General features: G+C 72.1%; 23 protein-coding genes. 12 read left to right on the top strand and 11 right to left on the bottom strand.

Features of this window, described 5'->3' with window-relative positions:
• Positions 1-34: 34 nt before the first annotated feature.
• Both BJ975_RS10595 and BJ975_RS10590 read right to left on the bottom strand, forming a co-directional pair.
• Positions 35-574, bottom strand: coding sequence for a cysteine hydrolase family protein (locus BJ975_RS10595; RefSeq protein ID WP_179425687.1), 540 nt, complete (start codon positions 572-574; stop codon positions 35-37).
• A 46-nt stretch (positions 575-620) separates the two neighbouring features.
• Positions 621-1397 (bottom strand): SDR family NAD(P)-dependent oxidoreductase, encoded by a 777-nt coding sequence (locus BJ975_RS10590; RefSeq protein ID WP_179425685.1) that lies wholly within the window; start codon positions 1395-1397, stop codon positions 621-623.
• A 66-nt stretch (positions 1398-1463) separates the two neighbouring features.
• Here BJ975_RS10590 and BJ975_RS10585 point away from each other — a divergent pair, with 66 nt between their 5' ends.
• A complete protein-coding gene (locus BJ975_RS10585; RefSeq protein ID WP_179425683.1) occupies positions 1464-2600 on the top strand; it encodes an acyl-CoA dehydrogenase family protein in 1137 nt (378 codons plus the stop codon).
• A gap of 109 nt (positions 2601-2709) precedes the next feature.
• On the opposite strand, the gene BJ975_RS10580 is transcribed toward BJ975_RS10585, so the two are convergent.
• Positions 2710-3198 (bottom strand): Rossmann-fold NAD(P)-binding domain-containing protein, encoded by a 489-nt coding sequence (locus BJ975_RS10580; protein ID WP_179425681.1) that lies wholly within the window; start codon positions 3196-3198, stop codon positions 2710-2712.
• A 454-nt stretch (positions 3199-3652) separates the two neighbouring features.
• Here BJ975_RS10580 and BJ975_RS10575 point away from each other — a divergent pair, with 454 nt between their 5' ends.
• Entirely contained in the window at positions 3653-5254 is a 1602-nt protein-coding gene (locus BJ975_RS10575) for an AMP-binding protein (protein ID WP_179425679.1), read from the top strand.
• Positions 5255-5445: 191 nt separating this feature from the next.
• Positions 5446-6018 (top strand): hypothetical protein, encoded by a 573-nt coding sequence (locus tag BJ975_RS10570; RefSeq protein WP_179425677.1) that lies wholly within the window; start codon positions 5446-5448, stop codon positions 6016-6018.
• A 152-nt stretch (positions 6019-6170) separates the two neighbouring features.
• Here the strand turns inward: BJ975_RS10570 and BJ975_RS10565 are convergent, their stop codons facing one another.
• From BJ975_RS10565 to BJ975_RS10555, 3 genes are all read right to left on the bottom strand, one after another.
• On the bottom strand, positions 6171-6923 hold the full coding sequence (locus BJ975_RS10565) for an SCO1664 family protein (protein WP_317628343.1): 753 nt from the start codon (positions 6921-6923) through the stop codon (positions 6171-6173).
• Complete coding sequence (locus BJ975_RS10560) at positions 6920-7474, bottom strand: DUF3090 domain-containing protein (RefSeq protein ID WP_179425675.1); 555 nt, start codon at positions 7472-7474, stop codon at positions 6920-6922. The genes BJ975_RS10565 and BJ975_RS10560 overlap by 4 nt, the downstream gene beginning before the upstream one ends.
• A 65-nt stretch (positions 7475-7539) precedes the next feature.
• On the bottom strand, positions 7540-8223 hold the full coding sequence (locus BJ975_RS10555; RefSeq protein WP_179425673.1) for a histidine phosphatase family protein: 684 nt from the start codon (positions 8221-8223) through the stop codon (positions 7540-7542).
• Between the two features lie 98 nt (positions 8224-8321).
• Between BJ975_RS10555 and BJ975_RS10550 the strand changes: the two genes are divergently transcribed.
• The 4 genes from BJ975_RS10550 to icmF all read left to right on the top strand — a co-directional run bounded on the left by BJ975_RS10550 (position 8322) and on the right by icmF (position 16499).
• A complete protein-coding gene (locus BJ975_RS10550) occupies positions 8322-9479 on the top strand; it encodes an exonuclease SbcCD subunit D (protein ID WP_179425671.1) in 1158 nt (385 codons plus the stop codon).
• Positions 9476-12364 carry an AAA family ATPase gene (locus BJ975_RS10545; RefSeq protein WP_179425669.1) on the top strand — a complete coding sequence of 963 codons (2889 nt, stop codon included), beginning with the start codon at positions 9476-9478 and terminating at the stop codon, positions 12362-12364. The genes BJ975_RS10550 and BJ975_RS10545 overlap by 4 nt, the downstream gene beginning before the upstream one ends.
• 57 nt (positions 12365-12421) lie before the next feature.
• Positions 12422-13093 carry a TetR/AcrR family transcriptional regulator gene (locus BJ975_RS10540; RefSeq protein ID WP_179425667.1) on the top strand — a complete coding sequence of 224 codons (672 nt, stop codon included), beginning with the start codon at positions 12422-12424 and terminating at the stop codon, positions 13091-13093.
• A gap of 259 nt (positions 13094-13352) precedes the next feature.
• Positions 13353-16499 (top strand): fused isobutyryl-CoA mutase/GTPase IcmF, encoded by a 3147-nt coding sequence (gene icmF / locus BJ975_RS10535; RefSeq protein ID WP_179425665.1) that lies wholly within the window; start codon positions 13353-13355, stop codon positions 16497-16499.
• A gap of 14 nt (positions 16500-16513) precedes the next feature.
• Here the strand turns inward: icmF and soxR are convergent, their stop codons facing one another.
• Complete coding sequence (gene soxR, locus BJ975_RS10530; protein WP_179425663.1) at positions 16514-16951, bottom strand: redox-sensitive transcriptional activator SoxR; 438 nt, start codon at positions 16949-16951, stop codon at positions 16514-16516.
• A 37-nt stretch (positions 16952-16988) separates the two neighbouring features.
• Here soxR and BJ975_RS10525 point away from each other — a divergent pair, with 37 nt between their 5' ends.
• Entirely contained in the window at positions 16989-17129 is a 141-nt protein-coding gene (locus BJ975_RS10525; RefSeq protein ID WP_179425661.1) for a hypothetical protein, read from the top strand.
• A 9-nt stretch (positions 17130-17138) separates the two neighbouring features.
• Here BJ975_RS10525 and BJ975_RS10520 read toward each other — a convergent pair whose 3' ends face one another.
• The 3 genes from BJ975_RS10520 to BJ975_RS10510 all read right to left on the bottom strand — a co-directional run bounded on the left by BJ975_RS10520 (position 17139) and on the right by BJ975_RS10510 (position 19597).
• Positions 17139-18116, bottom strand: coding sequence for an SRPBCC family protein (locus tag BJ975_RS10520; RefSeq protein ID WP_179425659.1), 978 nt, complete (start codon positions 18114-18116; stop codon positions 17139-17141).
• Between the two features lie 11 nt (positions 18117-18127).
• Positions 18128-18484, bottom strand: a complete 357-nt coding sequence (locus BJ975_RS10515) for an ArsR/SmtB family transcription factor (RefSeq protein ID WP_179425657.1) — start codon at positions 18482-18484, stop codon at positions 18128-18130.
• 69 nt (positions 18485-18553) lie between these two features.
• Positions 18554-19597: an ornithine cyclodeaminase gene (locus BJ975_RS10510; RefSeq protein ID WP_179425655.1), complete on the bottom strand. Its 1044-nt coding sequence runs from the start codon at positions 19595-19597 to the stop codon at positions 18554-18556.
• A 172-nt stretch (positions 19598-19769) separates the two neighbouring features.
• Here BJ975_RS10510 and BJ975_RS10505 point away from each other — a divergent pair, with 172 nt between their 5' ends.
• From BJ975_RS10505 to BJ975_RS10495, 3 genes are all read left to right on the top strand, one after another.
• On the top strand, positions 19770-20438 hold the full coding sequence (locus tag BJ975_RS10505) for a TetR/AcrR family transcriptional regulator (RefSeq protein WP_179425653.1): 669 nt from the start codon (positions 19770-19772) through the stop codon (positions 20436-20438).
• A gap of 268 nt (positions 20439-20706) precedes the next feature.
• Positions 20707-21534: a formate dehydrogenase accessory sulfurtransferase FdhD gene (fdhD, locus tag BJ975_RS10500; protein ID WP_179425651.1), complete on the top strand. Its 828-nt coding sequence runs from the start codon at positions 20707-20709 to the stop codon at positions 21532-21534.
• Positions 21534-23828, top strand: coding sequence for an FdhF/YdeP family oxidoreductase (locus tag BJ975_RS10495; RefSeq protein ID WP_179425649.1), 2295 nt, complete (start codon positions 21534-21536; stop codon positions 23826-23828). The genes fdhD and BJ975_RS10495 overlap by 1 nt, the downstream gene beginning before the upstream one ends.
• On the opposite strand, the gene BJ975_RS10490 is transcribed toward BJ975_RS10495, so the two are convergent.
• Positions 23825-25024: an MFS transporter gene (locus tag BJ975_RS10490; protein ID WP_179425647.1), complete on the bottom strand. Its 1200-nt coding sequence runs from the start codon at positions 25022-25024 to the stop codon at positions 23825-23827. The two genes, BJ975_RS10495 and BJ975_RS10490, sit on opposite strands and share 4 nt — an antisense overlap.
• 43 nt (positions 25025-25067) lie before the next feature.
• Here BJ975_RS10490 and BJ975_RS10485 point away from each other — a divergent pair, with 43 nt between their 5' ends.
• Entirely contained in the window at positions 25068-25700 is a 633-nt protein-coding gene (locus BJ975_RS10485; protein ID WP_179425645.1) for a trimeric intracellular cation channel family protein, read from the top strand.
• Positions 25701-25725 lie beyond the last annotated feature (25 nt).

The raw sequence follows: 25725 nt of genomic DNA, 5'->3' as shown, positions 1-25725 counted from the left end.
TTGACCTCTCACCGCTCCTCAGCGGTCGGCTGATTCAGTCGTCGAGGTCCTCGGGGGAGACGACGTCCTGGCGGTACTGCTCGCGCAGCCACTTCAGCGCCGCGTCGTGGGCGTCGCGATCGGCTGACGTCACGGCGCCCTCGGCGATCAGCACGCGCAGGTCGTGGGCGTAGGCGGTGGCGGCGGTCATCGCGAGGCACGCCTCGGTGACCACGCCGCCCACGATCAGCTCGTCCACGTCGAGGGCGCGCAGCCGCTCGAGCAGGTCGGTGCCGTGGAACGCGTCGTCGCGTCGCTTGACGATCTCGACGTCGGGCCGCAGGTCCAGCTCGGTGAGCGTCTCGGCGCCCTGCGTGCCCTCGAGCACCACCGGCTGGTCGTCCTCGCGCATGTTGAGCGCCCACGTCGACTTGTCCTCCGGCAGCACCGTGCGCGCCTCGATCACGGGCACGTCGTGGTCGCGGGCCCAGTCCGCCCAGCGCTGCACCGCGCGGACCAGGTCCGAGCGCTGCTCGGCCAGCGGCGGCGGGTCGAGGAAGTCCTCCTGGAGGTCGATGAGAAGGAGAGCACGCATGGGTCCATCCTGCCGGGGCCCCCGCGTGCTCGCCTCCCGGGACGACCTACTTCGGAGGCATCCGGATCGCGCCGTCGACGCGGACCGTCTCGCCGTTCATGTACGAGTTCGTGACGCACTCGACGACCATGCTCGCCAGCTCCTCGGGGTGGCCGAGGCGCTTGGGGAAGTTGACCGACTCGCCGAGCTTGGCCTTGAACTGCTCGGCCGCCTCGCCCTCGCCGTAGATGGGGGTGTCGATCAGGCCGGGGGCCACGGTGTTGACGCGCACGCCGATCGCCGCGAGGTCGCGCGCGACGGGCAGGGTCATGCCGACGACGCCGCCCTTCGACGAGGAGTACGCCGCCTGGCCGATCTGGCCGTCGAACGCCGCGACGGACGCGAGGTTGCAGATCGCGCCGCGCTCGCCGGACTCCAGCGGCTCGGTGCGACCGATCGCGGTGGCGGCGAGACGGATGGCGTCGAAGGTGCCGATCAGGTTGATGGCGATGACCTTCTTGTAGGCGTCGAGGTCGTGCGCCGACTCGAACGAGCCGTCGCGGCCCACCGTGCGCTGGGCCCAGCCGATGCCGGCCGAGTTCACCAGCACGCGCAGCGACGCGAGCTCCTCGGCGGCGGCGACCGCCGTCTCGATCTGCGAGGTGTCGGTGACGTCGACGTGGATGAACACGCCGCCGACCTCGTCGGCGAGCGCGCGGCCCGCGTCGTCGTTGAGGTCCGCGACGACCACGCGCGCGCCCTTCGCGGCGAGCTGGCGGACGACGGCGGCGCCGATTCCCGAGGCGCCTCCGGTGACGATGGCTGATGCTCCAGTGATCTCCATGTCCTGATCCAACCATTCCGGCGGTGGTCCATGCTGGAGGTGCCGACACACCGAGGAGGACCCACCGTGGCCGTGGAGCGCGTGATGCCCAGCGACGAGGCGAGCGACCTGATCGCCCTGACCCGCCAGATCGTCGACGACCAGCTGCGCCCGCGCGTGGACGCCGACGAGCGCTCGGCGACGTTCCCGCGCGACGTGTTCCGCACGCTCGGTCGGGCCGGGCTGCTGGGGCTGCCGTACGCGGAGGAGCTCGGCGGCGGCGGCCAGCCGTACGAGGTCTACCTGCAGGTGGTCGAGGAGATCGCCACGGCGTGGGCCAGCGTCGGCGTCGGCACGAGCGTGCACGCGCTGAGCTGCTTCGGCCTCGACCACGCGGGCACGCCCGAGCAGAAGCAGCGGTGGCTGCCCGACATGCTCGGCGGCGAGCTGCTGGGCGCGTACTGCCTGTCCGAGGCGCACGCGGGCTCCGACCCCGCCGCGATGCGCACCACCGCGAAGCGTGACGGCGACGACTACGTGATGCGTGGCGCGAAGGCGTGGACCACGCACGGCGGCCAGGCCGACTACTACAAGGTGATGGCGCGCGCCGAAGCCGGCATCACGTGCTTCCTCGTGCCCGCCGACGCCGAGGGACTCGCGGCGGACGTGCCCGAGGACAAGATGGGCCTGATGGGCTCGACGACGGCCACCATGCTGTTCGACGACGTGCGGGTGCCGGTCGAGCGCCGGCTCGGCGACGAGGGCCAGGGCCTCGCGATCGCGCTGGCCGGACTGGACTCCGGTCGGCTCGGCATCGCCGCGGTCGCCACGGGCGTCGCCCAAGGCGCCCTCGACGCGGCGGTCGCCTACGCCAGGGAGCGCGAGGCGTTCGGCGTGCCGATCATCGACCACCAGGGTCTGACGTTCCTGCTGGCCGACATGGCCGCGGCCGTCGAGAGCGCCCGCGCCACGTACCTCGCCGCCGCGCGTCTGCGCGACCTCGGCCGCCCGTTCTCGCGGCAGGCCTCGATCGCCAAGCTCGTCGCGACCGACAACGCCATGAAGGTCACCACCGACGCCGTCCAGGTGCTCGGCGGCGCGGGCTACACGAAGGACTTCCCGGTCGAGCGCTACATGCGCGAGACCAAGGTCATGCAGATCTTCGAGGGCACCAACCAGATCCAGCGCCTCGTCATCGGGCGCGACCTCAAGAAGCGCGGCTGACCCCCTCTTCCACTCTTGGAACGCGTTGAACCGTTTCCGTCCGCGAAACGGTGCGACGCGTTCCGAAAGTGGGGAGGGGAGCCGCGCCAGAACGCTCGCGGCGGCTGGCTCAGGCGGCCGGGACGAGGTCGTGGCGGCACAGCTCGACCACCGACTCGGCGGGGGTCGAGCGCAGCCGGGCGCCGCACGAGTCGAAGACCTCGCCCATCCGGGCGGTGTAGCCGAGCAGGAAGCTGGTGCTGATGGCGTGGGCCGCGGCGGGAGCGCGCCGCGCCGGGCACAGGGTGGCCAGGCGCGTGAGGGTCGCGACGAGGCCCTCCGGGTCGGCCGGTGCGAGCCGGAAGACCCAGCGCGGCAGCACGGGCAGCGCCGTCGCGGCGGCGGACGAGGCGTGGACGAGGGTGGTGCCCAGCCCGGCCACCGCGAGGGTGGCGGCCGTGACGTTGATCGTGCCCAGGACGCGGGCGCGCACGATGGCCTCGGGTGAGTCGGCCGAGTCGGTGGTGCCGCCCGCGTGGACGACCGAGACGACGGGCCCCGCCTCGCGGGCCGCCAGCATCAGCGCCTCCACCGAGCGCAGGTCGGTGACGTCGGCCACGATCGACTCGGCCGAGACCCCGGGGAGTCCAGACGGTCCAGGGCGCGCACCAGCCGCTCGCCGCGTGCGTCGCTGAGGACGACGTGGTGGTCGCGCGCCAGCAGGCGTGCGGCGGCCAGCCCCGTCTCGCTCGCCCCGCCCGTCACGACTGCCACCCGGTGCGTCACGTCGACCTCGTTCCCGGGACGCGCCACGCGTCCCACCCGACCCATCCTGCGCGCGGCCGGACGCCGGGGCGAGGCTTTCGGCGACATTCCCGAGGTATCTGGAAACCGCTGGGATTCGAGTGACTTTCGCCACCGGCGGGGTCACCCGGAGTTACACCGGTCACGAATCCGTCCTGCGATTCGAGGACGAACCCGCCGCATCTTGGACAAGTCCCTGACGCGATCAAGTGACCCGCTGGTAACCTTCGTCACATTACCTGCCGGTACACACAGGATGCGGAGAGAAGATGGGCGACCTCGGTTACAAGTTGAAGGTGCTGCGGCGAATCGGGCTGCTCAAGGCCCAGAACCCCGTCCGGTTGGTGAAGGCAGGCAAGAAGCTCGCCTCGTGGGGTCCCGGATTCCCGTCCGCCGTCGGCGCCGCGGCTGCCCGCAAGCCCCAGCAGGTCGCGATCATCGACGACGCCGGCCAGCTGACGTGGCGCGAGACGAGCGACGCCATCAACCGCCTGACGCAGGCGTTCAAGGACAAGGGCTTCGTCCCCGGCGACCCGATCGCGGTGCTGTGCCGCAACCACCGCCACATGGTGATCGCCATGGTCGCGATCTCGCAGTTCGGCGGCCGCATGCTGCTGCTCAACACGATGGCCAGCGGCGGCCAGCTCACCGAGCTGGTCAAGCGCGAGGGCGCCAAGATGGTCATCCTCGACCAGGAGTTCCTGCCCGTCGCCGCCGACATCGACCGCGAGTCGATCGTCGTGGCGTGGGAGGACGACGAGACCCACGGCCTGCCCACGCTGGGCAGCCTGGCCAAGGGCCTGTCGCCGGCCGACCACCCGAAGCCGGCCAAGCCGGGCAGCATCGTCATCTTCACGTCGGGCACCACCGGCCTGCCCAAGGGCGCGAAGCGCAAGGAGCCCGAGAACCTCGAGCCCCTGCTCACCTACTTCGGCGCGATCCCGTACGAGGGCAACTCCACCGTGGTCGTCGCGGCGCCGCTGTTCCACTCGTGGGGCCTGCTGAACTTCGGCTTCGGCCTCTCGACCGTCCCCACCTACGTCCTGCGTCGCCGCTTCGTGCCCGAGCAGGTCATCCGGGACATCGCGAAGTACAAGGCCGAGGTCCTCGTCGTGGTGCCGCTCATGATGCAGCGCCTCGTCGACGCCGATCCCGAGGTCATCAAGAACCACGACGTCTCCAGCCTCAAGATCACCGCGTCCAGCGGCTCGGCCCTGGCCGGCGAGCTGGCCACGCACTTCATGGACACGTTCACCGACTCGGTCTACAACTTCTACGGCGCCACCGAGACCGGCTGGGTCACGATCGCCGGCCCGAAGGACCTGCGCGACGCGCCGGGCACCGCGGGCCGCGTGCCGTGGCACACCGTGGTCAAGGTGCTCGACGAGAACGGCCACGAGGTCCCGCAGGGCGAGACCGGCGTGATCCACGTCGGCAACTCGATGATGTTCGCCGGGTACACCGACGGCCGCACGAAGGACTTTCGCGACGGCCTCATGCACTCGGGCGACCTCGGCTACTTCGACGAGGCGGGCCGCCTGTTCGTCGCCGGCCGTGACGACGACATGGTCATCTCCGGCGGCGAGAACGTCTTCCCGCGCGAGCTGGAGGACGCCCTCATCGAGCACCCGAAGGTCCAGGACGTCGTCGTCACCGGCATCCCCGACCCGCAGTGGGGCCAGTGCCTGGCCGCCTACGTCGTCGTCCGCGAGGGCGAGGAGCTCTCGCAGGACGAGGTCGTCGACTACGCCAAGCAGCACGTCGCCCGGTTCGCCGTGCCGCGTGCGGTGATGTTCCTCGACGAGCTGCCGCGCAACCCCACCGGCAAGGTCATGAAGCGCAACCTTCCGGCGTTCGAGACGCTGTCCTGATCGACGCAGGTCCCCGCGACGCCCGGTCCCTCCTGGGGGCCGGGCGTCGTCGCGTCCCGGGGTCCCTACGCACCCGGGACCAAGGGCCCGGGAAAGTGGGTCACTTCGCCTCATCCCGGGACCCGCGGCGCTCCGTAGCGTCAGTGATGACGACGCAACGACGCGGAGTCATCGCACAGGAGGAACAGATCATGCGCCGCTCGGCATTCGACAAGCTCATCTCGTGGACCGGACTGGCCCTGGCAGGACTGCTGGTGGTCGTGGGCGGCCTGGCCTCCTGGGCACACTTCTTCATCGACGACCAGGTGCAGTCGCAGCTGGTGGCGCAGCGGATCACGATGCCCGAGGGCGACGCGCTGACGAGCCTGTCGGACGCGGACCGCGAGGCGCTCGAGCCCTTCGCCGGCAGCCCGCTCGACACCGGTGCCGAGGCCCGCGCCTTCGCCGACCACTACATCCTCGCCCACATGAACGCCTCCAGCGGCAACCGCACGTACGAGGAGGTCAGCGGTGAGTTCATGGCCCTGTCCGACCAGGAGAAGGCCTCCGAGGCCGGCCAGCAGGTCGCCGCGCTGCGGCAGTCGCTCTTCATGGGCAACACCCTGCGCGGGATGCTCCTGAACGCCTACGCCTTCGGCACCATGGGCCTGATCGCCGGGCTGACGGCCATCGCCTCCTTCGCCGGAGCCGTGGTCCTCGCGGTCCTCGCCGCCCTGGGTCTGCGTCACTCGAAGACCCGCGACGCCGAGCTGGCCAGCATCTGATCGACCCGACACGAGCGGCCGCCCGGAGCCCCGGGGCGGCCGCTCCTCGTCGCGGTGACGGTTTCCCCGGTTAACCGGGGAAACTGTCACTTCACGAGGTTTGCGAACCACGTGAAGTGACAGGAAACCTCGTTCAGTCGCAGAGGACGGGCTCAGAAGGGCGGCCAGGGCACGGCGGGCATGTCGCCCTCGGGTGAGGGAAAGACGCCCTCGGCCAGCAAGCGGTCGCAGCGACGGCGCAGGGCCGCCAGCTCAGGCTCGCCGAGCCACTCCGCGAGCGTGGTGCCGAGCTCGGCGTCGAGGCCGTCGCAGACTCGACGCACGCCGGCGAGCTCGTCCTCGGAGAGCGCCTGTCCGAGCCAGCCCCACAGCACGGTGCGCAGCTTCGGCTCCTCGTGGAAGGTCAGGCCGTGGTCCACGCCGTGCCGGTGGCCGCCGGTCATCGCCAGCACGTGCCCGCCCTTGCGGTCGGCGTTGTTGACCATCGCGTCGAACACCGCCATGCGGCGCAGGCCGGCGGAGTCCTCGTGGACGAGCGAGACGGGCCGGTCCTCGGCGTCGAGGCCGTCGAGGACGTGGCACCAGCCGTCGGGGAGGTCGTCCGCCGGCACCAGCGTGACGGCCTCGGCCTCGGGATCGGCGTCCTGCCAGACCTGCAGCATCCCGGGCCCGTGGGGACCCTCGCCCCACCACGTGGGCGGGACGACGTCCCAGCCGGTGGCCTCCGACACCAGGCGCGACGCGACCTCGCGCTTCGCGAGGACGACGTCGGGGAAGTCCCACAGCGGCCGCTCGCCGGCGACGGGCTTGTAGACCACCCGGACGCCGTCGATCCGGCCGACGAAGGTGGCGTTGGACGCGGGCAGGATGCGACCCTCGAGCTCGAGGTCGCCCTCGAGGCTCACCAGGAGTCGTCCGTGGCGCCGCACACGTGGACGTCGCCGTCGATCGGCTCGAAGCACAGCGGGCACAAGGGACGGCCGGCCTCGACGACCGCGCGGGTGCGCTTGCAGAACGAGCGGGCGGCGCCCACGGGGATGCGGACGTGCAGCACCTCCGACGGTCCCTCGGGCTCGGGCTCGAGCAGCGACTCGGGGGAGTCCTCGACGAGCGGGAACGCCTCGATCACGACCTGCGCCGTGGTGGGGTCGAAGCCCAGCGAGAGGATCCCGACCCGGAACTGCTCGACGACGGGGGAGTCCAGCGGACCGTCGTCGTCGAGTCCCTCGGGGGCCTCGGCCGGCACGCTGAACGGGTTGCCGTCCTGGGCCATGAGCTCGTCGAGGACCTCGTCCAGCTTCTCGGCGAGGGTGGCCGACTGCTCCTTCTCCATGAGAGCGCTGACGAGGTGCTCACCCGTGCGCGCCTGGAGGTAGAACGAGCGCTCGCCGGGACGGCCGACCGTGCCGATCACCAGACGGTCCGGCCAGTCGAACTCGTGCACCCGTTGCGCCATGGCACCCATGCTAGGAGCCCGTGCCGCACGCCGCTGGGCGCGTGGACGTGACACGGCTCATGCGATCAGGCACGAGGACCCGCGCCGCCGCCCACCGCAGCGTCGGCGGAGGGCTCGGCGGCCTTGAGCCACGACAGGTCGCCGGCCGAGGTGTTGACCGCGACGACGTCGGGCCGGCGCGACCCGTAGCGGACGATCGACACGGAGGCCGGGTCCACGTGCAGGCGCTGGAAGAGGTCGAGGTGCATGCCGAGCGCATCGGCCAGGACCGCCTTGATGACGTCGCCGTGCGAGACCGCGACCCACACGGCCTCGTCGCCGTGCTCGGCCGCGACCCGTGCGTCATGGCCGCGGACGGCCGCGACGCCGCGTGCCTGCATGGCCGCGAGCGACTCGCCGCCCGGGAAGGCCGCGGCCGCGGGGTGGAGCTGGACGGTCTTCCACAGGTCCTCGGCGGCGAGCTCCTTCAGGGCCCGGCCCTGCCAGTCGCCGTAGCCGCACTCGGTGATCGCCTCGTCGACGGTGGGCTCGATGCCGTGGCGTCCGGCGATCGCGGCGGCGGTCTCGCGGCAGCGCTCGAGGGGGCTGGTGACCACGTCGGCCACCGGGACGTCCGCGAGACGGGCGCCGGTGGTCTCGACCTGCTCGCGCCCGAGGTCGTCGAGGTGGATGTCGGGGAGCCGGCCCGCGAGGGTGCCGGACGTGTTCGCGGTGGACCGACCGTGCCGGACCAGCAGGACGATCGCCATGGCCTGAACCCTAGCGGGAGGCGGATGTGGCCGACGCCGCGGCGACCCGCCCGGTGCGGTGCACCGAATTGTCCGAGCCGCTGGCTAGCGTCGAAGACGTGAAGATCCTCCACACGTCCGACTGGCACATCGGCCGGACGTTCCACCAGCACTCGACCGCCGAGGCCCTCGCCTCGGTGCTCGACGCGCTCGTGGAGGCCGTGCGCGACCATGCGGTCGACGTCGTGGTCGTGGCGGGCGACGTCTTCGACTCGTCCACCCCGTCGGCCGCCGCGGTCGAGGAGCTCGACCGCGTGCTGATCGCCCTGCGTCGCACGGGCGCCGCGGTGGTCGTCACGTCGGGCAACCACGACTCGCCGGCGCGACTGGGCGCCAAGGCCGCCTTCGCGCGCGAGTCCGGCGTCCACGTCGTCACCCGGCCCGAGGACCACGCCACCCCCGTCACGCTCGAGGACGAGCACGGGTCCGTGCACTTCTACGGCATCGCCTACCTCGAGCCCGCGCTGATCCGCCACGTGTGGCCCGACCAGCGCCTCGCGCACCAGGCCGACGCGATCGGGTTCGCGCTCGACAACATCCGGGCCGACCTCGCCGAGCGCGGCGGTCGCTCGGTCGTGCTGGCGCACACCTTCGTCTCCGGCGCCGAGGGCGAGTCGTGCGAGTCCGAGCGCGGCATCACCGCCGGCGGCCTCGACCGCGTGCCCGTGCCCACGTTCGACGGCGTCACCTACGCGGCGCTCGGCCACATCCACGGTCGCCACACGCTCGCGCCCCACGTCCGCTACAGCGGCGCGCCGCTGCACCTGTCGTTCTCCGAGCAGGACAAGCCGCGCGGCGCGTGGCTCGTCACCCTCGACGCCGCCGGCCTCGGCGCCGTGGACTGGCTCGACCTGCCGGTCCCGCGGCCGCTCGCCACCCTCACCGGCACCCTCGACGAGCTGCTCACCGACGCCGCGCACGCGGCGCACGAGTCGTCGTGGGTCCGCGCCATCCTCACCGACGACGCGCGTCCCGACGACCCCATGCGCCGGCTGCAGCGTCGCTTCCCGCACTGCGCCCTGCTGGAGTTCCGCCCCAGCCGGGTCGACGACTCCGTGGCGCCCACGGATCCCCGTCGGCTCGCCACGCTCACCGACCAGCAGGTCATGGCCGAGTTCCTGTCGTTCGTGCGTGGGGGAGAGGGTCCCACCGAGGCCGAGGCCGCGATCCTCGACGACCTCGTCGGCCACGTCGCCGGCACCGAGGCGGCGCGATGAGGATCCACCAGATCTCGATGACGGGGTTCGGCCCGTTCCGTCAGACGCAGACCGTCGACCTCGACACGTTCGCCGCCCACGGCATCTTCCTCATCACCGGCCGCACGGGCGCGGGCAAGTCCAGCATCCTCGACGCGGTCGTCTACGCCCTCTACGACTCGGCCCCGCGCTACGCCACCGGCGGCGGCAAGCAGGTGCGCAGCACGCACTGCACGCCCGACGAGCCCACGCGGGTCGAGCTCGTCTTCAGTGCGGCCGGTCGCACCTACCGCGTCGTCCGCACGCCCGAGTACGCGCGGCCGAAGGTGCGCGGCACCGGCATGACCCGCGAGAAGGCCACCGCCGAGCTGTCGGTGCGCCAGGGCGACCAGTGGGTCGGGATCGCGGCCCAGCCTCGCACCGTCGGCGAGGAGCTGCACGAGATCCTGCCGCTGCGCTGCGACCAGTTCCTCCAGGTCGTCCTGCTCGCGCAGGGCGACTTCCAGCGCTTCCTCGTCGCCTCCAGCGAGGACCGCCAGAAGCTGCTGCGCACCCTGTTCCGCAGCGAGCGCTTCAGCGACTACGACGTCGAGCTGCAGCGCCGCGCCGGCGCCCTGCGCCAGTCCCTGCGCGAGGCCGAGTCCGGCACCGCCGCCACGATCTCCGCCCTGGCCCAGCACGCGGGACGGGACGTGCCCGAGGAGGTCGACGAGGCGTGGATCGCCCAGGTCCTCGAGACGCACGACGCCGACGTCGAGCTCGCCAGGGGCGACCTCGACCAGGCCACCAAGGAGGTCGAGGCCGCCGCCGAGCTGCTGCAGCAGGCCACCGAGCTGGCCGAGCGCCAGCGCCGCTTCGCCCGTGCCACCGAGGCGATGACCCTCGTGGTGCAGCAGGCGCCGGCGATCGCGGCCGACCGTGTCCGTCGCGACCTCGCCGTGGCCGCCCAGTCGGTCGAGGTGGCGCACCGGGCCCGGGTCGTCGCCGCGGCCCGTGCCGAGGAGGCCGCGGCCGGGCTCGCCGCGGCGCTGGCGGGATTCGAGGAGGTCGTCGACGGTCCGCCGCCGACCGACCTCGTCCAGCACCGCGACCGGCTCACGTCCGACCTCGCGGTGCTCACGGCCCGCCTCGCCGACGAGCAGGAGCTGGAGCGCCTGCGGGCCCTCGCGGGCACCCTGTCCGAGCAGCTCGACGACCTCGGGCGGCGGGCCGACGACCTCGCGGCCCAGGCCCTCCACCACGACGCGGTCCTCGAGCGCGAGGTCGACGTCTCGGCCGAGCAGGCGGGGTCCGCCCTCGAGCGGCTGCGCGACGCCCTCGCCCTCGCCCGCAAGCGCGCCGCCGCCGAGCGAGAGCTCGCCGCGGCGCAGGTCGAGGAGCTGCAGCGCGGCAAGGCCCGCACGGCGGCCTCCACGGTCCTGGACTCGCTCAACGAGCGTCGCCTCGCCGAGTACGCCGGCACCCTGGCCCAGGCGCTCGTCACGGGTGAGCCGTGTGCGGTCTGCGGCTCGGCCGAGCACCCGGCGCCGGCCGTCCTGGCCGACGGGCACGTCACCGAGGAGGCGCTCGACGAGGCGCGGCAGGCGTTCGACCGCGCCGACCACGCGGCCCGTCGCGCGGGCGAGCAGGCGGCGGCGCTCCGGGCCACGGTGCAGGGCTGGGCCGAGGTCCGTCCCCTCGACGAGCTCACCGCCGCGGTGCGCGAGGCCGAGGACGCGCTGGCCCGGGCCCAGCAGGCCGAGCAGGAGCGCGTCGACTCGCGAGCCGCCAAGGAGCGCATCGCCGCAGCGCTGGCCGATCTCGGGGTGCAGCGGGCGGCGGTCCAGCAGCGCGCCGCCACCACCGAGCAGCAGGCCGACGCCCTGGCCGCCACGGTCGCCCGGGTCCGTGGCGACTCCGGCTCGGTCGTGGAGCGCATCGCCGTCGTCACCGGCCACCTCGAGGCCACGAGCCGTCTCGTCGAGGCCCGCGCCGCCGACGAGGGTGCGCGCGAGCGCCTCCGGGAATGCGGCGAGACCCTCGCCGCCACGCTCGACCAGAACGGCTTCGCCGACGAGGGCGAGTTCGCCCAGGCGCGCCTCGACGCGGCCGCGATCGCCGACCTCAGCCGACGCATCGAGAAGCACGAGGCGCTGCGGGTGGCCAGCCAGACCGCCCTCGCCGCTCCCGAGCTGCAGGACCTGCCCGCCGAGCCGGTCGACATCCAGGGCCCGCAGGCGGTGCACGCGCAGGCGCGCGAGACCTGCGAGGCCGCCACGATCCGCTACGGCTCGGTCGAGACCAGCGCCGTCACGGCGCACCGGCTCGCCACCACGATCCGAAGCGCGTGGGCCACGCACGCGCAGGCCCGTGCGGAGTTCGCGGTCCTCGACCGGCTGGCCCGGTCGGTGCACGGTGAGTCGCCCAACACGCGGCGGATGCGCCTCGAGAGCTACGTCCTGGCCGCCGAGCTCGAGCAGATCGTCGTCGCGGCCAACCTGCGCCTGCACGCGATGTCCAGCGGCCGCTATGCACTCGAGCGCAGCGACGTCACCGCCACCCGTGGCTCGAACTCCGGACTCGAGGTCCGGGTCCGCGACGAGTACACGGGCGTCACCCGCAGCCCCGAGTCGCTCTCGGGCGGCGAGAAGTTCCTCGCGTCGCTGGCGCTCGCGCTGGGCCTGGCCGAGGTCGTCACCAACCGTGCCGGAGGCATCACGCTGGACACCCTGTTCATCGACGAGGGCTTCGGCTCGCTCGACGCCGAGACGCTCGAGGTCGCGATGCAGACCCTCGACGGGCTGCGTCAGAACGGCCGCACGATCGGGCTCATCAGCCACGTCGAGACGATGAAGGAGCGCCTGCCCGCGCAGCTCACCGTCGAGCGCACCGCCGACGGGTGGAGCCGGGTCGAGGCGCGCGCCTGATCGCAGGCGTCTGCCGAAGCGCCGGACAGGCCGTCCGCGCCCACCTATCCTGCGGGAATGGAGGACGACGGTCTGCTCAGCCTGCTGCCCGATCGCCTCGACCTGCCCCGCGGCCGATCGGCCCTGTCGAAGTCCGACGTGGAGGCCTCCCGCCGGGGCCGCATCATGCAGGCCGCGCTCGACGAGGTCGCCGAGTCGGGCTACGCCGCCGCCACCGTCGCCGCGATCACGAAGCGGGCCCACGTCTCGCGCTCCTCGTTCTACGACGCCTTCGCCGACAAGGAGGAGGCCTTCGCCGCCGCGCACTGGCACGCCAGCGACCTGGCCCTCACGCGGGTGTGGGAGCCGGCGCTCACCCGGCCCGACCTCGAGTTCGACGAGCGCATCGCCACGGTGCTCGCCAGCTACCTCCACGTGCTGGAGACCGCGCGGTCGTTCACCGTCTGCTTCTTCGTCGAGATCCTCGCGGCGGGGGAGCGGCTGGCACGCCAGCGCGAGGAGATGCTCGAACGGCACGTGCAGATCCTGCACGAGCTGGCGAAGGTGTCGTCGGCCGACGACCCCACGATCCGGCTGCCCGAGCACGACGTCCTCCGCGCCCTGATCGGCGCGTTCGACGAGCTCGTCGCGCGGCGGGTGCGCAGCCAGCGACACGACGAGGACCTCGACCTCGCCGCCGTCGCCCCGCCGATCCGGGAGATCGTCACGGCCGTCATGCACCGACCGTGACGCAGGCCACGTCCCGACACGCTCGTGGTGGTGGCGGGACAGTTGTACCCGCGGTGTACTTTTGCCCATGACGGTGTGGTTCGTCTCCCCCGACCGAACCCCGTCCGACAGGTCGGTGCCCCCGCTCACCCCCCGATCGCGGGGGCACTGACCTCGTCCTCTCCTTCACCATTCACCGCATCGCGCGGCGCTGACCCATGGTCAATGCTCGGACGTCCGAGTATATTGCTAGGACATCCTAGTAATTGATGAGGTCGCCATGCACGTCCCCGTGAATCCAGTGCGTTTCGTCACCGCCTCGAGCCTGTTCGACGGGCACGACGCGAGCATCAACATCATGCGACGGATCCTGCAGTCGCAGGGCGCCGAGGTGATCCACCTCGGTCACAACCGCTCGGTCGCCGAGATCGTGGACGCCGCCGTGGAGGAGGACGTCCAGGGCGTCGCCGTGAGCTCCTACCAGGGCGGTCACGTGGAGTACTTCGAGTACCTCGTGCAGCTGCTGGCCGAGCGCGGCGCCCGCCACGTGCGGGTCTTCGGCGGGGGCGGCGGCGTCATCGTGCCGGACGAGATCGCCCGCCTGCGCAGCGCCGGCGTGACGATCTTCAGCCCGCAGGACGGCCAGCGGCTCGGCCTGGCGGCGATGATCAACACCCTCGTCGAGGCCTGCGACGTCGACCTCGTCGAGGCGGGACTGCCCGCGGCGGACGCCGTGCTGGCGGGTGACCGCGCCTCGGTCGCGCGGGCCCTGACAGCCGCCGAGTCCGGGCGCCTCGGTCCCGACCTCACCGCGGCGATCACGACCGGCGCCGGCCGCTCGACCGCGCGCGTCCTCGGCATCACCGGCACCGGCGGGTCGGGCAAGAGCTCGCTGACCGACGAGCTGGTGCGCCGGCTGCGTCTCGACCACGGCGACAAGCTGCGGGTGGCGGTCGTGGCCATCGACCCCACGCGACGCAAGGGCGGCGGCGCGCTGCTGGGCGACCGCATCCGGATGAACGCGATCGGCGGGCCGGTGTCGTTCCGGTCGCTCGCGACGCGCGGCAGCCACGAGGTGCCCGACCACCTCACCGACGTCATCGCCGTGCTGAAGGCGGCGGGCAACGACCTGGTGATCGTCGAGACGCCCGGCATCGGCCAGGGCGACGCCGGCATCCTGCCGTACGTCGACGCCTCGCTGTACGTCATGACGCCGGAGTTCGGCGCCGCCAGTCAGCTGGAGAAGATCGACATGCTCGACTTCGCCGACGTGGTGGCGATCAACAAGTTCGAGCGCCGCGGCGCGAAGGACGCGCTGCGCGACGTGGGTCGCCAGCTGGTGCGCAACCGCGAGGCGTTCGGGCAGCAGCCGTCGGACATGCCGGTGTTCGGCACGTCGGCGGCGCACTTCAACGACGACGGCGTGACGGCGCTCTACCAGGAGCTGCGGTCGGTGCTGGGCATCGAGCCGGGCGTCCTGCCGGAGGTGTCGGTGCGGCACTCCAGCGACGAGCACCACCTCGTGCCGCCCCAGCGGGTGCGGTACCTGGCGGAGATCGCCGAGACCGTGCGCGACTTCCACGACGAGACCGAGCGCTGGGCCGACGCGGCCGACCGGGCGCAGCACCTCGCCGCGGCGGCGGCCGAGCTGCCCGACGAACCGGGTCTGGCCGAGGCCGCGCGCCGCGCCCAGGACGAGCTCCCGGCCCCGGTGCGCGAGTCCCTCGACGCCTGGCCTGCCGTCGTGGAGGCGTACTCCGGCGACGAGCAGGTCGTGAGGGTGCGTGACCGTGAGCTGCGGTTCTCGCTCGTGCGCGAGACGCTCTCGGGCAACCGGTTGCGCCGGGTGAGCCTGCCGCGGTACCGCTCGCACGGCGACCTCGTCCGCTTCTGGCGGCGTGAGAACCTGCCCGGCTTCTTCCCGTTCACGGCGGGCGTGTTCACCTTCAAGCGCGACAACGAGGACCCCGCCCGCATGTTCGCCGGCGAGGGCGACCCGTTCCGCACGAACCGCCGCTTCAAGCTGCTCAGCGAGGGCCAGCCCGCCACGCGGCTGTCCACGGCCTTCGACTCGGTGACCCTCTACGGCCGAGACCCCGACCTGCGCCCCGACATCTACGGCAAGGTCGGCACGTCGGGCGTCTCCGTCGCGACCCTGGACGACATGAAGGTCCTGTACGACGGCTTCGACCTTCTCGATCCGTCGACCTCGGTGTCGATGACGATCAACGGCCCGGCGCCCACGGTGCTGGCGTTCTTCCTCAACGCCGTGATCGACCAGGCCGCCGAGAAGGGCGTCGACGCCGCCGAGGCGCTGCGGCAGGTGCGCGGCACGGTGCAGGCCGACATCCTCAAGGAGGACCAGGGCCAGAACACGTGCCTGTTCTCCACCGAGTTCAGCCTGCGCATGATGGCCGACATCCAGGAGTGGTTCATCGAGCACGGCGTCCGGAACTTCTACTCCGTGTCGATCTCGGGCTATCACATCGCCGAGGCCGGGGCGAACCCCATCAGCCAGCTGGCGTTCACGCTCGCGAACGGGTTCACGTACGTGGAGTCCTACCTCGCCCGCGGCATGGCGATCGACGACTTCGCCCCCAACCTGTCCTTCTTCTTCAGCAACGGCATGGACCCCGAGTACTCGGTCCTCGGCCGGGTCGCCCGCCGGATCTGGGCGATCGCGATGAAGGAGAAGTACGGCGCGGGGGAGCGCAGCCAGAAGCTGAAGTACCACGTGCAGACATCGGGCCGGTCCCTGCACGCGCAGGAGATGGACTTCAACGACATCCGCACCACGCTGCAGGCGCTCATCGCGATCTACGACAACGCCAACAGCCTGCACACCAACGCCTTCGACGAGGCCGTCACGACGCCGTCGGAGGAGTCGGTGCGCCGGGCGCTCGCGATCCAGCTCATCATCAACCGCGAGTGGGGGCTGGCCGCCAACGAGAACCCGCTGCAGGGGTCCTTCGTCATCGAGGAGCTCACCGAGCTCGTCGAGGAGGCCGTGCTGCGCGAGTTCGAGGCCATCAGCGAGCGTGGCGGCGTGCTCGGCGCGATGGAGACCGGCTACCAGCGCGGGCGCATCCAGGACGAGTCGATGCTCTACGAGCACCGCAAGCACGACGGCTCGCTGCCGATCGTCGGTGTCAACACGTTCAAGAACCCGCACGGCGACGAGGTGCCGCAGAAGCTCGCGCTCGCGCGGGCGTCCGAGGGCGAGAAGGAGTCGCAGCTGCGCCGCCTGCGCGCGTTCCAGCAGGCGCACCGCGGCGAGGCCGAGGCCGCCCTTGAACGGCTCAAGGAGGCCGCCGCCAGCCACGAGAACGTCTTCGCCGTCCTGATGGACGCCGCGCGGGTCTGCTCGCTCCAGCAGGTCACCGAGGCCTTCTTCGAGGTCGGCGGCCAGTACCGCCGCAACGTCTGAGCCCCGGCTGAGCGTCAGTCGGGGTCGAGGAGTCGAGGGCCGGCGCCGTCGGAGGCGAGGGCGTCGTCGGGGTTTCGCAGCCGGCACGTCCTGAGCGACAGGCAGCCGCAGCCGATGCAGCCGTCGAGGTCGTCGCGCAGCCGCTCGAGCCGGGCGATCCGCTCGTCCAGCGAACGGCGCCAGCGCCGCGAGAGCCGCGACCAGTCGGCCTTGGACGGGGCGTGGTCGGTCGGCAGGGACGCGAGCGCCTCGCGGATCTCGGCCAGGGAGATCCCGACGCGCTGCGACGTGCGGATGAACGCGATGCGCCGCAGCACGTCGCGTGTGTAGCGGCGCTGGTTGCCCGCCGTCCGCGTGGACGTGATGAGCCCCTCGCGCTCGTAGAAGTGCAGGGCGGACACCGCGACGCCGGCTCGCTCGGCGACCTGGGACGGGGTCAGGAGGACAGTCATTGACCTGAACCTTAGTTGAGGTTGTTCGATCAGGACCATGCTCCAGTCGAAGCCCACCCGGCGCCGCCGGGTCCGCCCGTCCCTGTCCGTTCCCGCACGCCTCGTCGAGGGCCGCATCCGCCCCGAGGGGCGTGACCGCTTCATCGCAGCCGCGGTGGTGAGCCTGCGGCTGCGATGAGGCGATGGCTCACGCCGGGGCGAGCACCTCGCGCTCGAGCCGGGCGTAGCTGGTCTCCATGCCGTCGGTCATGCCCGTCGCCAGGATCTGGTCACGCAGCTCACGGCTCGGGTAGGTGACGTAGAGCGACATGAGCGTGCCCTCCTCGACGGGGGTGAGGGTCAGCTCGTTGATCGTGCCCTCGCCCTCCATGCCGATCATCCGCTCGGTGGTGACCGAACGGACGGGCGGGCTCACCTCGAGCAGCTCGCCGGTGAAGCCGAAGCGGTTCTCGCCGCCCTCCTGCTCCCACTCGTAGCGGTAGGTGTCGCCGACGTTCGTGGCGACCTCGCACACCGGCATCGTCCAGCCCTCGGGCCCGAGCTGCCAGCGCCGCAGCAGCTCGGGCTCGGTGTGGGCGCGCCACACCTGCTCGACCGTGCCGCGGATGATGCGGGTGATCCGCACGTGGGTGTCGTCGAGCAGCTGGCTCTCGGTGCCCACGGAGGCGGCGAACGAGCTCAGGTCGGCCACGACGGCGTCCATCTGGCTCATGGCGGAGGTCATGCCCTCCTCCATGCCCTGGGCGATGAGCTCCTCGAGGTCCTTCAGGGAGGCGAACCACGTCGTGGTCGTGACGCGGGAGCCCTCGCCGGTCTCCTCGAACGCGAAGGTCATCCGCATGGACGGCATGTCGGGGTTCGGCACGCCCGGGTCGGTGCAGAAGCCGTCCTCGACCTCGAAGCCCTTCCCCTCGTCGACCGAGCGGAACTTCCAATAGCCGGCGCTCTGGTCGCCGTCCGGGCCGGTCATGACGTAGTGCGACTCTCCGCCCGGCGTCATGTCGTGCCGGCTGAACGTCGCGGGCCACTCGACGGGCCCCCAGAAGCGCTCGAGCTGGCGGGGGTCGGCGTAGGCGTCCCACAGCCGGCGCACCGGCACGGGGAAGTCGGCGACGACGGTCATCGTGAGGTCGTCGGTGTCCTTGGACACGGAGGTGATGGGCATGGTCGTGCCTTTCAGGAGGGATCGGGTTCGTCCTCGGCCAGGAGGGCGTCGAGGCGCTCCACGCGCGAGCGCCAGATGAGCTCGAACTCGTCGAGCAGCTGTTGGGCCCGGGCAATCGTGTGCGGATTGCCCCGGACCAGTCGTTCGCGGCCCTGTCGGTGCTTGGTCACCAGTCCGGCCCCTTCCAGCACGGCCACGTGCTTCTGCACGGCGGCGAACGACATGTCGTACGAGTCGGCCAGACGGGACACCGACGCCTCGCCCACGAGGGTGCGGCGGACGATGTCGCGTCGAGTGGAGTCGGCGAGGGCGTGGAAGATGCGGTCGACCTCGGCGTCGGTCAGCTCGTTCTGAGTATCTACAACCATTTGGTTGCACGTTATGCCGAGGAGAGTCCGGCGTCAAGAGCGACGCCGGACTTCTTCGCGATCGGTGGATCAGTGGGCGGCCGAGAGGACGTCCGCGCCGGCGACGAGGCCGAACAGGTCCTTCGGGTCGGCGGGGTCGGCGATGAGGTCGAGCCACCCCACGAGGTCGGTGCCGGCGACGGACTCGTGCGCGTACCGCAGCGCCGCGAAGTCCTCCACCGCGAAGCCCACCGAGTCGAAGACCGTGACGGCGTCGGCGTCGCGGCGACCCGTCGCCTGCCCGGTGACGACCTGCCAGAGCTCGGTGACGGGATGGTCGGCCGCGACGGCCTGGATCTCGCCCTCGATGCGGGTCTGCGGCTCGAACTCCACGAAGACGTCCGCGCGGTGCAGGATCGCCGGGTCGAGCTCGGTCTTGCCGGGGCAGTCGCCGCCGATCGCGTTGACGTGCACGCCGGGCGCCACCATGTCGTCGGTGAGGACGAGGGCGCGCTGCTTGTCGGCGGTGCAGGTCGTGATGACGTCGGCGCCGCGCACGGCGTCGGCCGCGCTGGACGCGACGTGGACCTCGAAGCCGAGCGGCTCGGCGTTGCGGACGAACTTCTCCATCGCGGCGGGGTCGACGTCCCAGACGCGCAGTGACGTGATGCCCAGCGCCGCACGCATGCCGAGCGCCTGGAACTCGGCCTGGGAGCCGGTGCCGATCATCGCCATGACGCGAGAGTCCGGACGGGCGAGGTGGCGGGCCGCCATCGCCGAGGTGGCGGCGGTGCGCAGCGCCGTCAGGACGGTCATCTCGGCCACGAACGTCGGGTAGCCGGAGGAGACCTCGGCCAGGACGCCGAACGCGGTGACGGTCTGGAGGCCGTACGAGGGGTTCGAGGGGTGCCCGTTGACGTACTTGAAGCCGTACGCGACGCCGTCGCTCGTGGGCATCAGCTCGATGACGCCCTCGGACGAGTGCGCGGCCACGCGCGGGGTCTTGTCGAACGACGGCCAGCGGCGGAAGTCGGCCTCGACGGCGTCGGTCATGCCGGCGATGACGGCCTCGGCGCCGCGCGAGCGGACCCAGCGCACGGTGTTGGCCACGTCGAGGAAGGGGACGGAACTCATGAAGTCAACGCTACGCAGGGGTCAGGGTGCAAACAACGGAAATTTCTTGCGTGCTCAGCCCGGAAACGTTGCGTGCGAAGCCCTGCGGAGCAACATTTCTGCGTCGTCGGCCGCGTCCAGTCGCGGGAAAAGTCCGAGACACCCCGGGATTCCTGCGGATAATGTGTGCCGGGTGCCCGAAGACGCCCTGAGCCTGCTGCCGGAGCGGCTCGAACTCCCGCGGGGGCGCGCGGCCCTCCCCGAGTCCGAGGTCGCCGCCTCGCAGCGCGGCCGCATCCTGCAGGCCGTGTCCGACGAGGTGGCGCACGCGGGGTTCGCCGGCGCCACCGTCACGGGCATCACCCGACGGGCGCGCGTCTCGCGCACGACCTTCTACCGGTGCTTCTCCGACAAGGAGGAGGCCTTCGCCGCGGCCCACGAGACCATCAGCGAGCAGCTGGTCCAGTTCATCCGCGACCAGGGCGTGACCCTCGACGACGCGGCCTGGGAGCAGCGGATCGAGCTCGGCGTGCGGGGCCTCGCGGCCTGCCTCGAGGCGCGACCGACGTTCGCGCGCAGCTTCGTCGTGGAGATCCACGCCGCGGGGGAGCGTTTGCGCCGCCAGCGCGATGTCGTGGTGGAACGCCACGCCCGCAGCCTCGCGCGCGTGGCCGAGCTCGCCGCGGCGTCCGGTGCCGACGTGCGCGTGCCCACCGAGCTCGAGGTCGTCGGCGCCATCGGCGCCGCGGAGGAGCTCGTCGCCCGCGAGATCCGGCGGACCCCACCGCGTCGCCGGCTGCGGCTGTCCGCGATCGTGCCGCCGGTCGTCTCGATCCAGACCAGCCTCCTCCGCCCGGTCTGAGGTGCGTTTTCCCCCGCCGTTGCAGGCTTTGTGCAGGGACTGAACAAATTGTGCGATTTTCGGGCGCGCTTGTGTACCAGTCCGGTACTTTTGGCTCGCGGCGCCTCGAGCTCACACCACTCGAGACTGCCGGGAGGGAAAGCGCTCGGTCCCCCAGCCGAGCTGTGTCTGTCGTGAGTCGGTGCCCCTGCACACCCCCCGAGGCGGGGGTACCGACTCCGCCTCCCATCGCCCGGCCCGGTCCGCCGATCTCGCATACGGTGGCCGTATGACCAAGCCCGCCGTCCGCCGTCGCGTCACCGTGGTCGAGGCCGGCCGCTCGCGCGTCCGCGAGGACCGGCTGACCGGCGAGGAGCCACTCGAGATCCGGGTGGACGGCCGCGCGCTCGCGGTCACCATGCGCACGCCGGGCCACGACGTCGAGCTGGCGCTGGGCTACCTCGTCTCCGAGGGCGTCATCACGCGGCGCGAGCAGATCCGCACCGCGCGCTACTGCGCCGGCGCCACGGACGAGGGCGTCAACACGTACAACGTCCTGGACGTCCAGGTCGACGCCAGCGCCCACCTCGACCACCTCGCCCTCGAGCGCCACGGCTACACGTCCTCCTCGTGCGGCGTCTGCGGCAAGACCAGCATCGACGCCGTCACCACGAAGTCCGCCTTCGAGGTCGGGCCCGACCCGCTGACGGTCCCGGCCGAGCTGCTGACGGCCCTGCCCGACCGCATGCGCGACGTCCAGTCGGTGTTCGACCAGACCGGGGGACTGCACGCCGCGGGACTCTTCGACGGCCGCACCGGGGAGCCGCTCGTGGTCCGCGAGGACGTCGGGCGCCACAACGCCGTCGACAAGGTCGTCGGCTGGGCGCTCGAGCACGAGAAGCTGCCACTGGCCGGCTGCGTCCTGCTGGTCTCGGGGCGCGCGGGCTTCGAGCTCGTGCAGAAGGCGTCGATGGCGGGCGCCCCGCTGCTCGCGGCGATCTCGGCTCCCTCGTCCTTGGCGGTCGAGCTCGGCGAGGAGGCCGGCCTGACCGTGGTCGGCTTCCTGCGCGGGTCGTCGATGGTCGTCTACTCACGTCCCGATCGGGTGGAGGCCTGATGACACGCAAGCCGCTGGTGGAGGACCCGAACGACGACGGCATCGAGGTGACCGGCCTCAAGGACTGGGCCGCGGGCCTCCCGGGCGTGCTGCACGCGATGCGTCCCGCCTTGAGCGCGATGGGCGTGGCGCGCACGGCGCGACTGCTCACGTCGATCAACCAGAAGGACGGCTTCGACTGCATGAGCTGCGCCTGGCCCGACCCGGGCCGGCGGCACTCGGCGGAGTTCTGCGAGAACGGCGCGAAGGCCGTGACGTGGGAGGCGACCCCGCTGACGGTGTCGCGCGAGTTCTGGGCCGAGCACTCCGTGGACGACCTCGCCGGCAAGAGCGAGTACTGGCTCGGCCAGCAGGGGCGGCTCACCGAGCCGGTCTACAAGGCGCCGGGGGAGGACCACTACCGGCCCGTGTCCTGGGACGAGGCGTTCCGGCTCGCCGCGGAGACGCTGAACGGCCTCGACCACCCCGATCAGGCGTCGTTCTACACCTCCGGCCGTGCGTCGAACGAGGCCGCCTTCGTCTACCAGCTCTTCGTGCGGGCGTTCGGCACGAACAACCTGCCCGACTGCTCGAACATGTGCCACGAGTCCACCGGCTCGGCGCTCGTGGAGACGATCGGCGTGGGCAAGTCCACCGTGACCTACGAGGACATCCCGCAGGCCGACCTGATCATCATCATGGGTCAGAACCCGGGCACGAACCATCCGCGCATGCTCTCGGCCCTCGAGCGGGCGAAGCGGGCCGGCGCGTCGATCATCGCGATCAACCCGCTGCCCGAGGCCGGGCTGATCCGGTTCAAGAACCCGCAGAACGCACGCGGCGTGATCGGCAAGGGCACGAAGATGGCCGACCAGTTCTGCCAGATCCGCCTCGGCGGCGACGGCCCGCTGCTGCAGGCGGTCATCCAGCGGGTCCTGGCCGCCGAGGACGCCGCGCCCGGCACCGTGCTCGACCATGCGTTCATCGAGCAGCACACGTCGGGCCTCGACGAGCTGCGCGCGAGCGTGGCCGACCTCGACGAGCAGGCGGTGCTGCGTGCGACCGGTCTGACCTCGACCGAGATCGACGAGCTCGCCCGCCGCTACCTCGCCGCCGACAAGGTGATCGTCACGTGGGCGATGGGGCTCACCCAGCACACGCAGGCCGTCGCGACGATCAAGGAGATCGTCAACCTCCTGCTGCTGCGCGGGCACATGGGCCGGCCCGGCGCGGGCGCCTCCCCGATCCGCGGCCACAGCAACGTGCAGGGCGACCGCACGATGGGCATCTGGGAGAAGATGCCCGACAGCTTCATGGACGCGCTCGCCGCGGAGTTCGGCTTCGAGCCGCCGCGCCGTCACGGCCTGGACTCGGTCGACTCGGTGCGCGCGATGCAGCGCGGCGACGTGCGCTTCTGGATGGCCCTGGGCGGCAACTTCGTCTCGGCGATCTCCGACACCGCGTCCGCGGAGGCGGCGCTGCGCGGCACCGCGATGACCGTGCAGGTCTCCACCAAGCTCAACCGCTCGCACGGCGTCACGGGCGACGCCGCGCTGATCCTGCCCACGCTGGGCCGCACCGAGATCGACCGGCAGGCCTCGGGGGACCAGTTCATCACCGTCGAGGACACGGTGTGCGCCGTCCACGCCTCGCGGGGCAAGGTGGACCCCGTCGCCGACACCCTCCTGTCGGAGGTCGCGATCATCAGCCGGCTCGCCCGCGCCACGCTGGCCGACCGGCAGCCGATCGACTGGGCCGCGTTCGAGGCCGACTACGGCACGATCCGCCACCACATCAGCCGCGTCGTCCCCGGCTGCGAGGACTACGAGCGCAAGGTCGCGAGCGAGGAGGGGTTCGTCCTCCCGCACGGCCCCCGCGACTCCCGCACCTTCGAGACCGCCACGGGGAAGGCGCGGTTCACCGCCAACCGGTTCGAGCCGATCGAGCTCGAGCCGGGGCGTCTGCTGCTGCAGACCGTCCGGGCGCACGACCAGTTCAACACCACGATCTACAGCCGCAACGACCGCTACCGCGGTATCAAGTCGGGCCGCGACGTCGTGTTCGTGCACCCCGACGACCTCGCCGAGCGCGGCATCGCGGACGGCGACGTGATCGACGTCTACAGCGAGTGGCCGGGCCAGCCCGACCGCGTGCTGCGCGGCTTCCGGGCCGTGGCCTACCCGACCGCGCGCGGGTGCGCCGCGGCGTACTTCCCCGAGGCCAACGTGCTCGTCCCGCTCGACTCCACGGCGCGCGAGTCCAACACCCCGGTGTCGAAGGCCGTGGTGGTGCGGATCGAGAGGGCCGCGGCCTAGGCGCGACCCCGGGCCCCCTGGCGTCGCGGCAGCAGCCACGCCACCACGAAGCCCGGCACGGCCCAGGCCGCCATCACGACGAGTGCCGCGGTCGGGTCGCCGATGGCCAGCTGCACCGTCAGCACCACGAGCACGGCGCCGAGGTTGCCGGCCAGCAGCAGCATGCCGGTGACCGTGCCCGCGCGGGTGGGCCCGACGTGGAGCTCGGACCAGTCCAGCACCACGGGCAGGGTGCCCATCAGCATGAAGCCGACGAGCGCGAGGCCGAGGTACACGAGCCAGACCGGCTGCGTGGCCGCGAGCGCCACCATGACCACCGCGAGGGTGGCGGTGGCGCCGAGCGCCACGGTGCGGCGGGCGTCGCGAGCCGCCGCGAGCCCCGGCAGCACGGCCGCGCCGGCGATGCCCGCCAGCGTCATGGTCGCGATCACGGGTCCGGCCAGGCCCGGGTGGCCGAAGTCCACGAGGATCGAGTCCAGCCACGTGGCGATGCCGTTGTAGATGCCGAAGCCGAGGAACAGCAGGCCCGCCATCTTCCACACGAGCGGGTCGCGGCGCAGCTCGCCGAGCCTCGCGCGGCCCAGGACGTCGACCGCGTGGGCCGGCAGGCGCAGGCTGAGCAGCACCGCGGCCGCGGCCACCACCGCGAGAACGGCGTGCGAGACCAGCAGCAGTCGGAATCCGCCGGCGTCCACGAGCCAGGCCGAAGTCAGCACCGCGACGAGGATGCCGGCGTACTGCGCGCCCGCGGCCACCGAGATCGCCGTGGTCTGCTCGCGGTCGGGGAAGTGGCGCGCGGCCACCTTCGTCAGCGCGTTGAGGACCAGGGGTTGGCCGACCGACATGATCACCTGGCCCGTCAGGATGACCGCGTAGGAGGATGGGTCGAGCGCGCGCACGATCGCGCCGACGGCGGTGAACAGCGCACCGGCGGCCAGCGCCCGCTCGTAGGACCGGTCCATCCAGCGTCCGGTCGGGATCGCCAGCAGCACGAACATCGCCGCGTTGACGACGGCGAGGTCGCCGACGGCGCCCTCGGAGACGCCCAGGTGCGTGGCGGTCTGCGGGGTCACCGCGGCGAACGTCAGCCACAGGACCTGGGTGGTCATGACCAGCAGGGCGAAGGCAGCCAGCGCCGGCCAGCGCGCCGCGAGGACGCGGGAGGCGTGGTCGGTCGAGGAGGGGGTCCGGGCCATGCTGCGCACGCTACTGGCAGGACGGCCCCCTACGGTGGAATCCGTGAACGAGGATCTCTTCGCGGCCGCCGAGGTCGTCGGGATCGTCGCGTTCGCGGTCTCCGGCGGGTACGCGGCCGTCCGGGCCGGGATGGACTGGCTCGGCGTCGTCGTGCTGGCCGTGGTCGTCGCGGTCGGCGGCGGCACGCTGCGCGACCTCCTGCTCGGCATCGAGCCGGTCTGGTGGGTCACCGCGCCCGGCCTGCTGATCGTCGCCGCCGTCACCTCTCTCGTGGTGATCGCCGTGGCATCGCGGCACCCGCAGTCGAAGGTCGACTCGTGGCGCATCGTGCTCTACGCCGATGCCGTGGGCCTGGCCTCGTTCACCGTCACGGGCGCGTCGATCGCGCTGGCCGAGGACGTCCGGCCGTGGGTCGCCGTCGTCTTCGGCGTCATCACGGGCACCGGCGGCGGCGTCATCCGCGACGTGCTGGTGCGCCGCAAGCCGCTCGTCCTGGTGGGCGAGATCTACGCCTTGGCGTCCGTCGCCGGCGCCGCCCTCTACGTCGTCCTGCGCCAGACCACGGTGCCCACCGGCGCCGCCGCGCTGTCCGCCGGGGCGGTCGTCCTGCTCATCCGCGTCGGTGCCATCCACTGGCACTGGCACCTGCCCCGGTTCTCGGCGCCCCACGCCTGAGACCCGACCCCACCGACCGAGGAGA

It is taken from the genome of Aeromicrobium tamlense (assembly GCF_013408555.1).
In the GTDB taxonomy this organism is placed as follows: Bacteria; Actinomycetota; Actinomycetes; order Propionibacteriales; family Nocardioidaceae; genus Aeromicrobium; species Aeromicrobium tamlense.
The sequence above is the reverse complement of the archived record's forward strand: the minus strand, read 5'-3'. Positions and strand labels throughout refer to the sequence as shown.

What these genes read in the sequence shown, in the direction of transcription:
- BJ975_RS10595 (WP_179425687.1), bottom strand. Translation starts at nt 574, where the DNA reads ATGCGTGCTCTCCTTCTCATCGACCTCCAGGAGGACTTCCTCGACCCG.
- BJ975_RS10590 (WP_179425685.1), bottom strand. Translation starts at nt 1,397, where the DNA reads ATGGAGATCACTGGAGCATCAGCCATCGTCACCGGAGGCGCCTCGGGA.
- BJ975_RS10575 (WP_179425679.1), top strand. Translation starts at nt 3,653, where the DNA reads ATGGGCGACCTCGGTTACAAGTTGAAGGTGCTGCGGCGAATCGGGCTG.
- BJ975_RS10570 (WP_179425677.1), top strand. Translation starts at nt 5,446, where the DNA reads ATGCGCCGCTCGGCATTCGACAAGCTCATCTCGTGGACCGGACTGGCC.
- BJ975_RS10560 (WP_179425675.1), bottom strand. Translation starts at nt 7,474, where the DNA reads ATGGCGCAACGGGTGCACGAGTTCGACTGGCCGGACCGTCTGGTGATC.
- BJ975_RS10555 (WP_179425673.1), bottom strand. Translation starts at nt 8,223, where the DNA reads ATGGCGATCGTCCTGCTGGTCCGGCACGGTCGGTCCACCGCGAACACG.
- BJ975_RS10545 (WP_179425669.1), top strand. Translation starts at nt 9,476, where the DNA reads ATGAGGATCCACCAGATCTCGATGACGGGGTTCGGCCCGTTCCGTCAG.
- BJ975_RS10540 (WP_179425667.1), top strand. Translation starts at nt 12,422, where the DNA reads ATGGAGGACGACGGTCTGCTCAGCCTGCTGCCCGATCGCCTCGACCTG.
- icmF (WP_179425665.1), top strand. Translation starts at nt 13,353, where the DNA reads ATGCACGTCCCCGTGAATCCAGTGCGTTTCGTCACCGCCTCGAGCCTG.
- soxR (WP_179425663.1), bottom strand. Translation starts at nt 16,951, where the DNA reads ATGACTGTCCTCCTGACCCCGTCCCAGGTCGCCGAGCGAGCCGGCGTC.
- BJ975_RS10525 (WP_179425661.1), top strand. Translation starts at nt 16,989, where the DNA reads ATGCTCCAGTCGAAGCCCACCCGGCGCCGCCGGGTCCGCCCGTCCCTG.
- BJ975_RS10520 (WP_179425659.1), bottom strand. Translation starts at nt 18,116, where the DNA reads ATGCCCATCACCTCCGTGTCCAAGGACACCGACGACCTCACGATGACC.
- BJ975_RS10515 (WP_179425657.1), bottom strand. Translation starts at nt 18,484, where the DNA reads ATGGTTGTAGATACTCAGAACGAGCTGACCGACGCCGAGGTCGACCGC.
- BJ975_RS10510 (WP_179425655.1), bottom strand. Translation starts at nt 19,597, where the DNA reads ATGAGTTCCGTCCCCTTCCTCGACGTGGCCAACACCGTGCGCTGGGTC.
- fdhD (WP_179425651.1), top strand. Translation starts at nt 20,707, where the DNA reads ATGACCAAGCCCGCCGTCCGCCGTCGCGTCACCGTGGTCGAGGCCGGC.
- BJ975_RS10495 (WP_179425649.1), top strand. Translation starts at nt 21,534, where the DNA reads ATGACACGCAAGCCGCTGGTGGAGGACCCGAACGACGACGGCATCGAG.
- BJ975_RS10490 (WP_179425647.1), bottom strand. Translation starts at nt 25,024, where the DNA reads ATGGCCCGGACCCCCTCCTCGACCGACCACGCCTCCCGCGTCCTCGCG.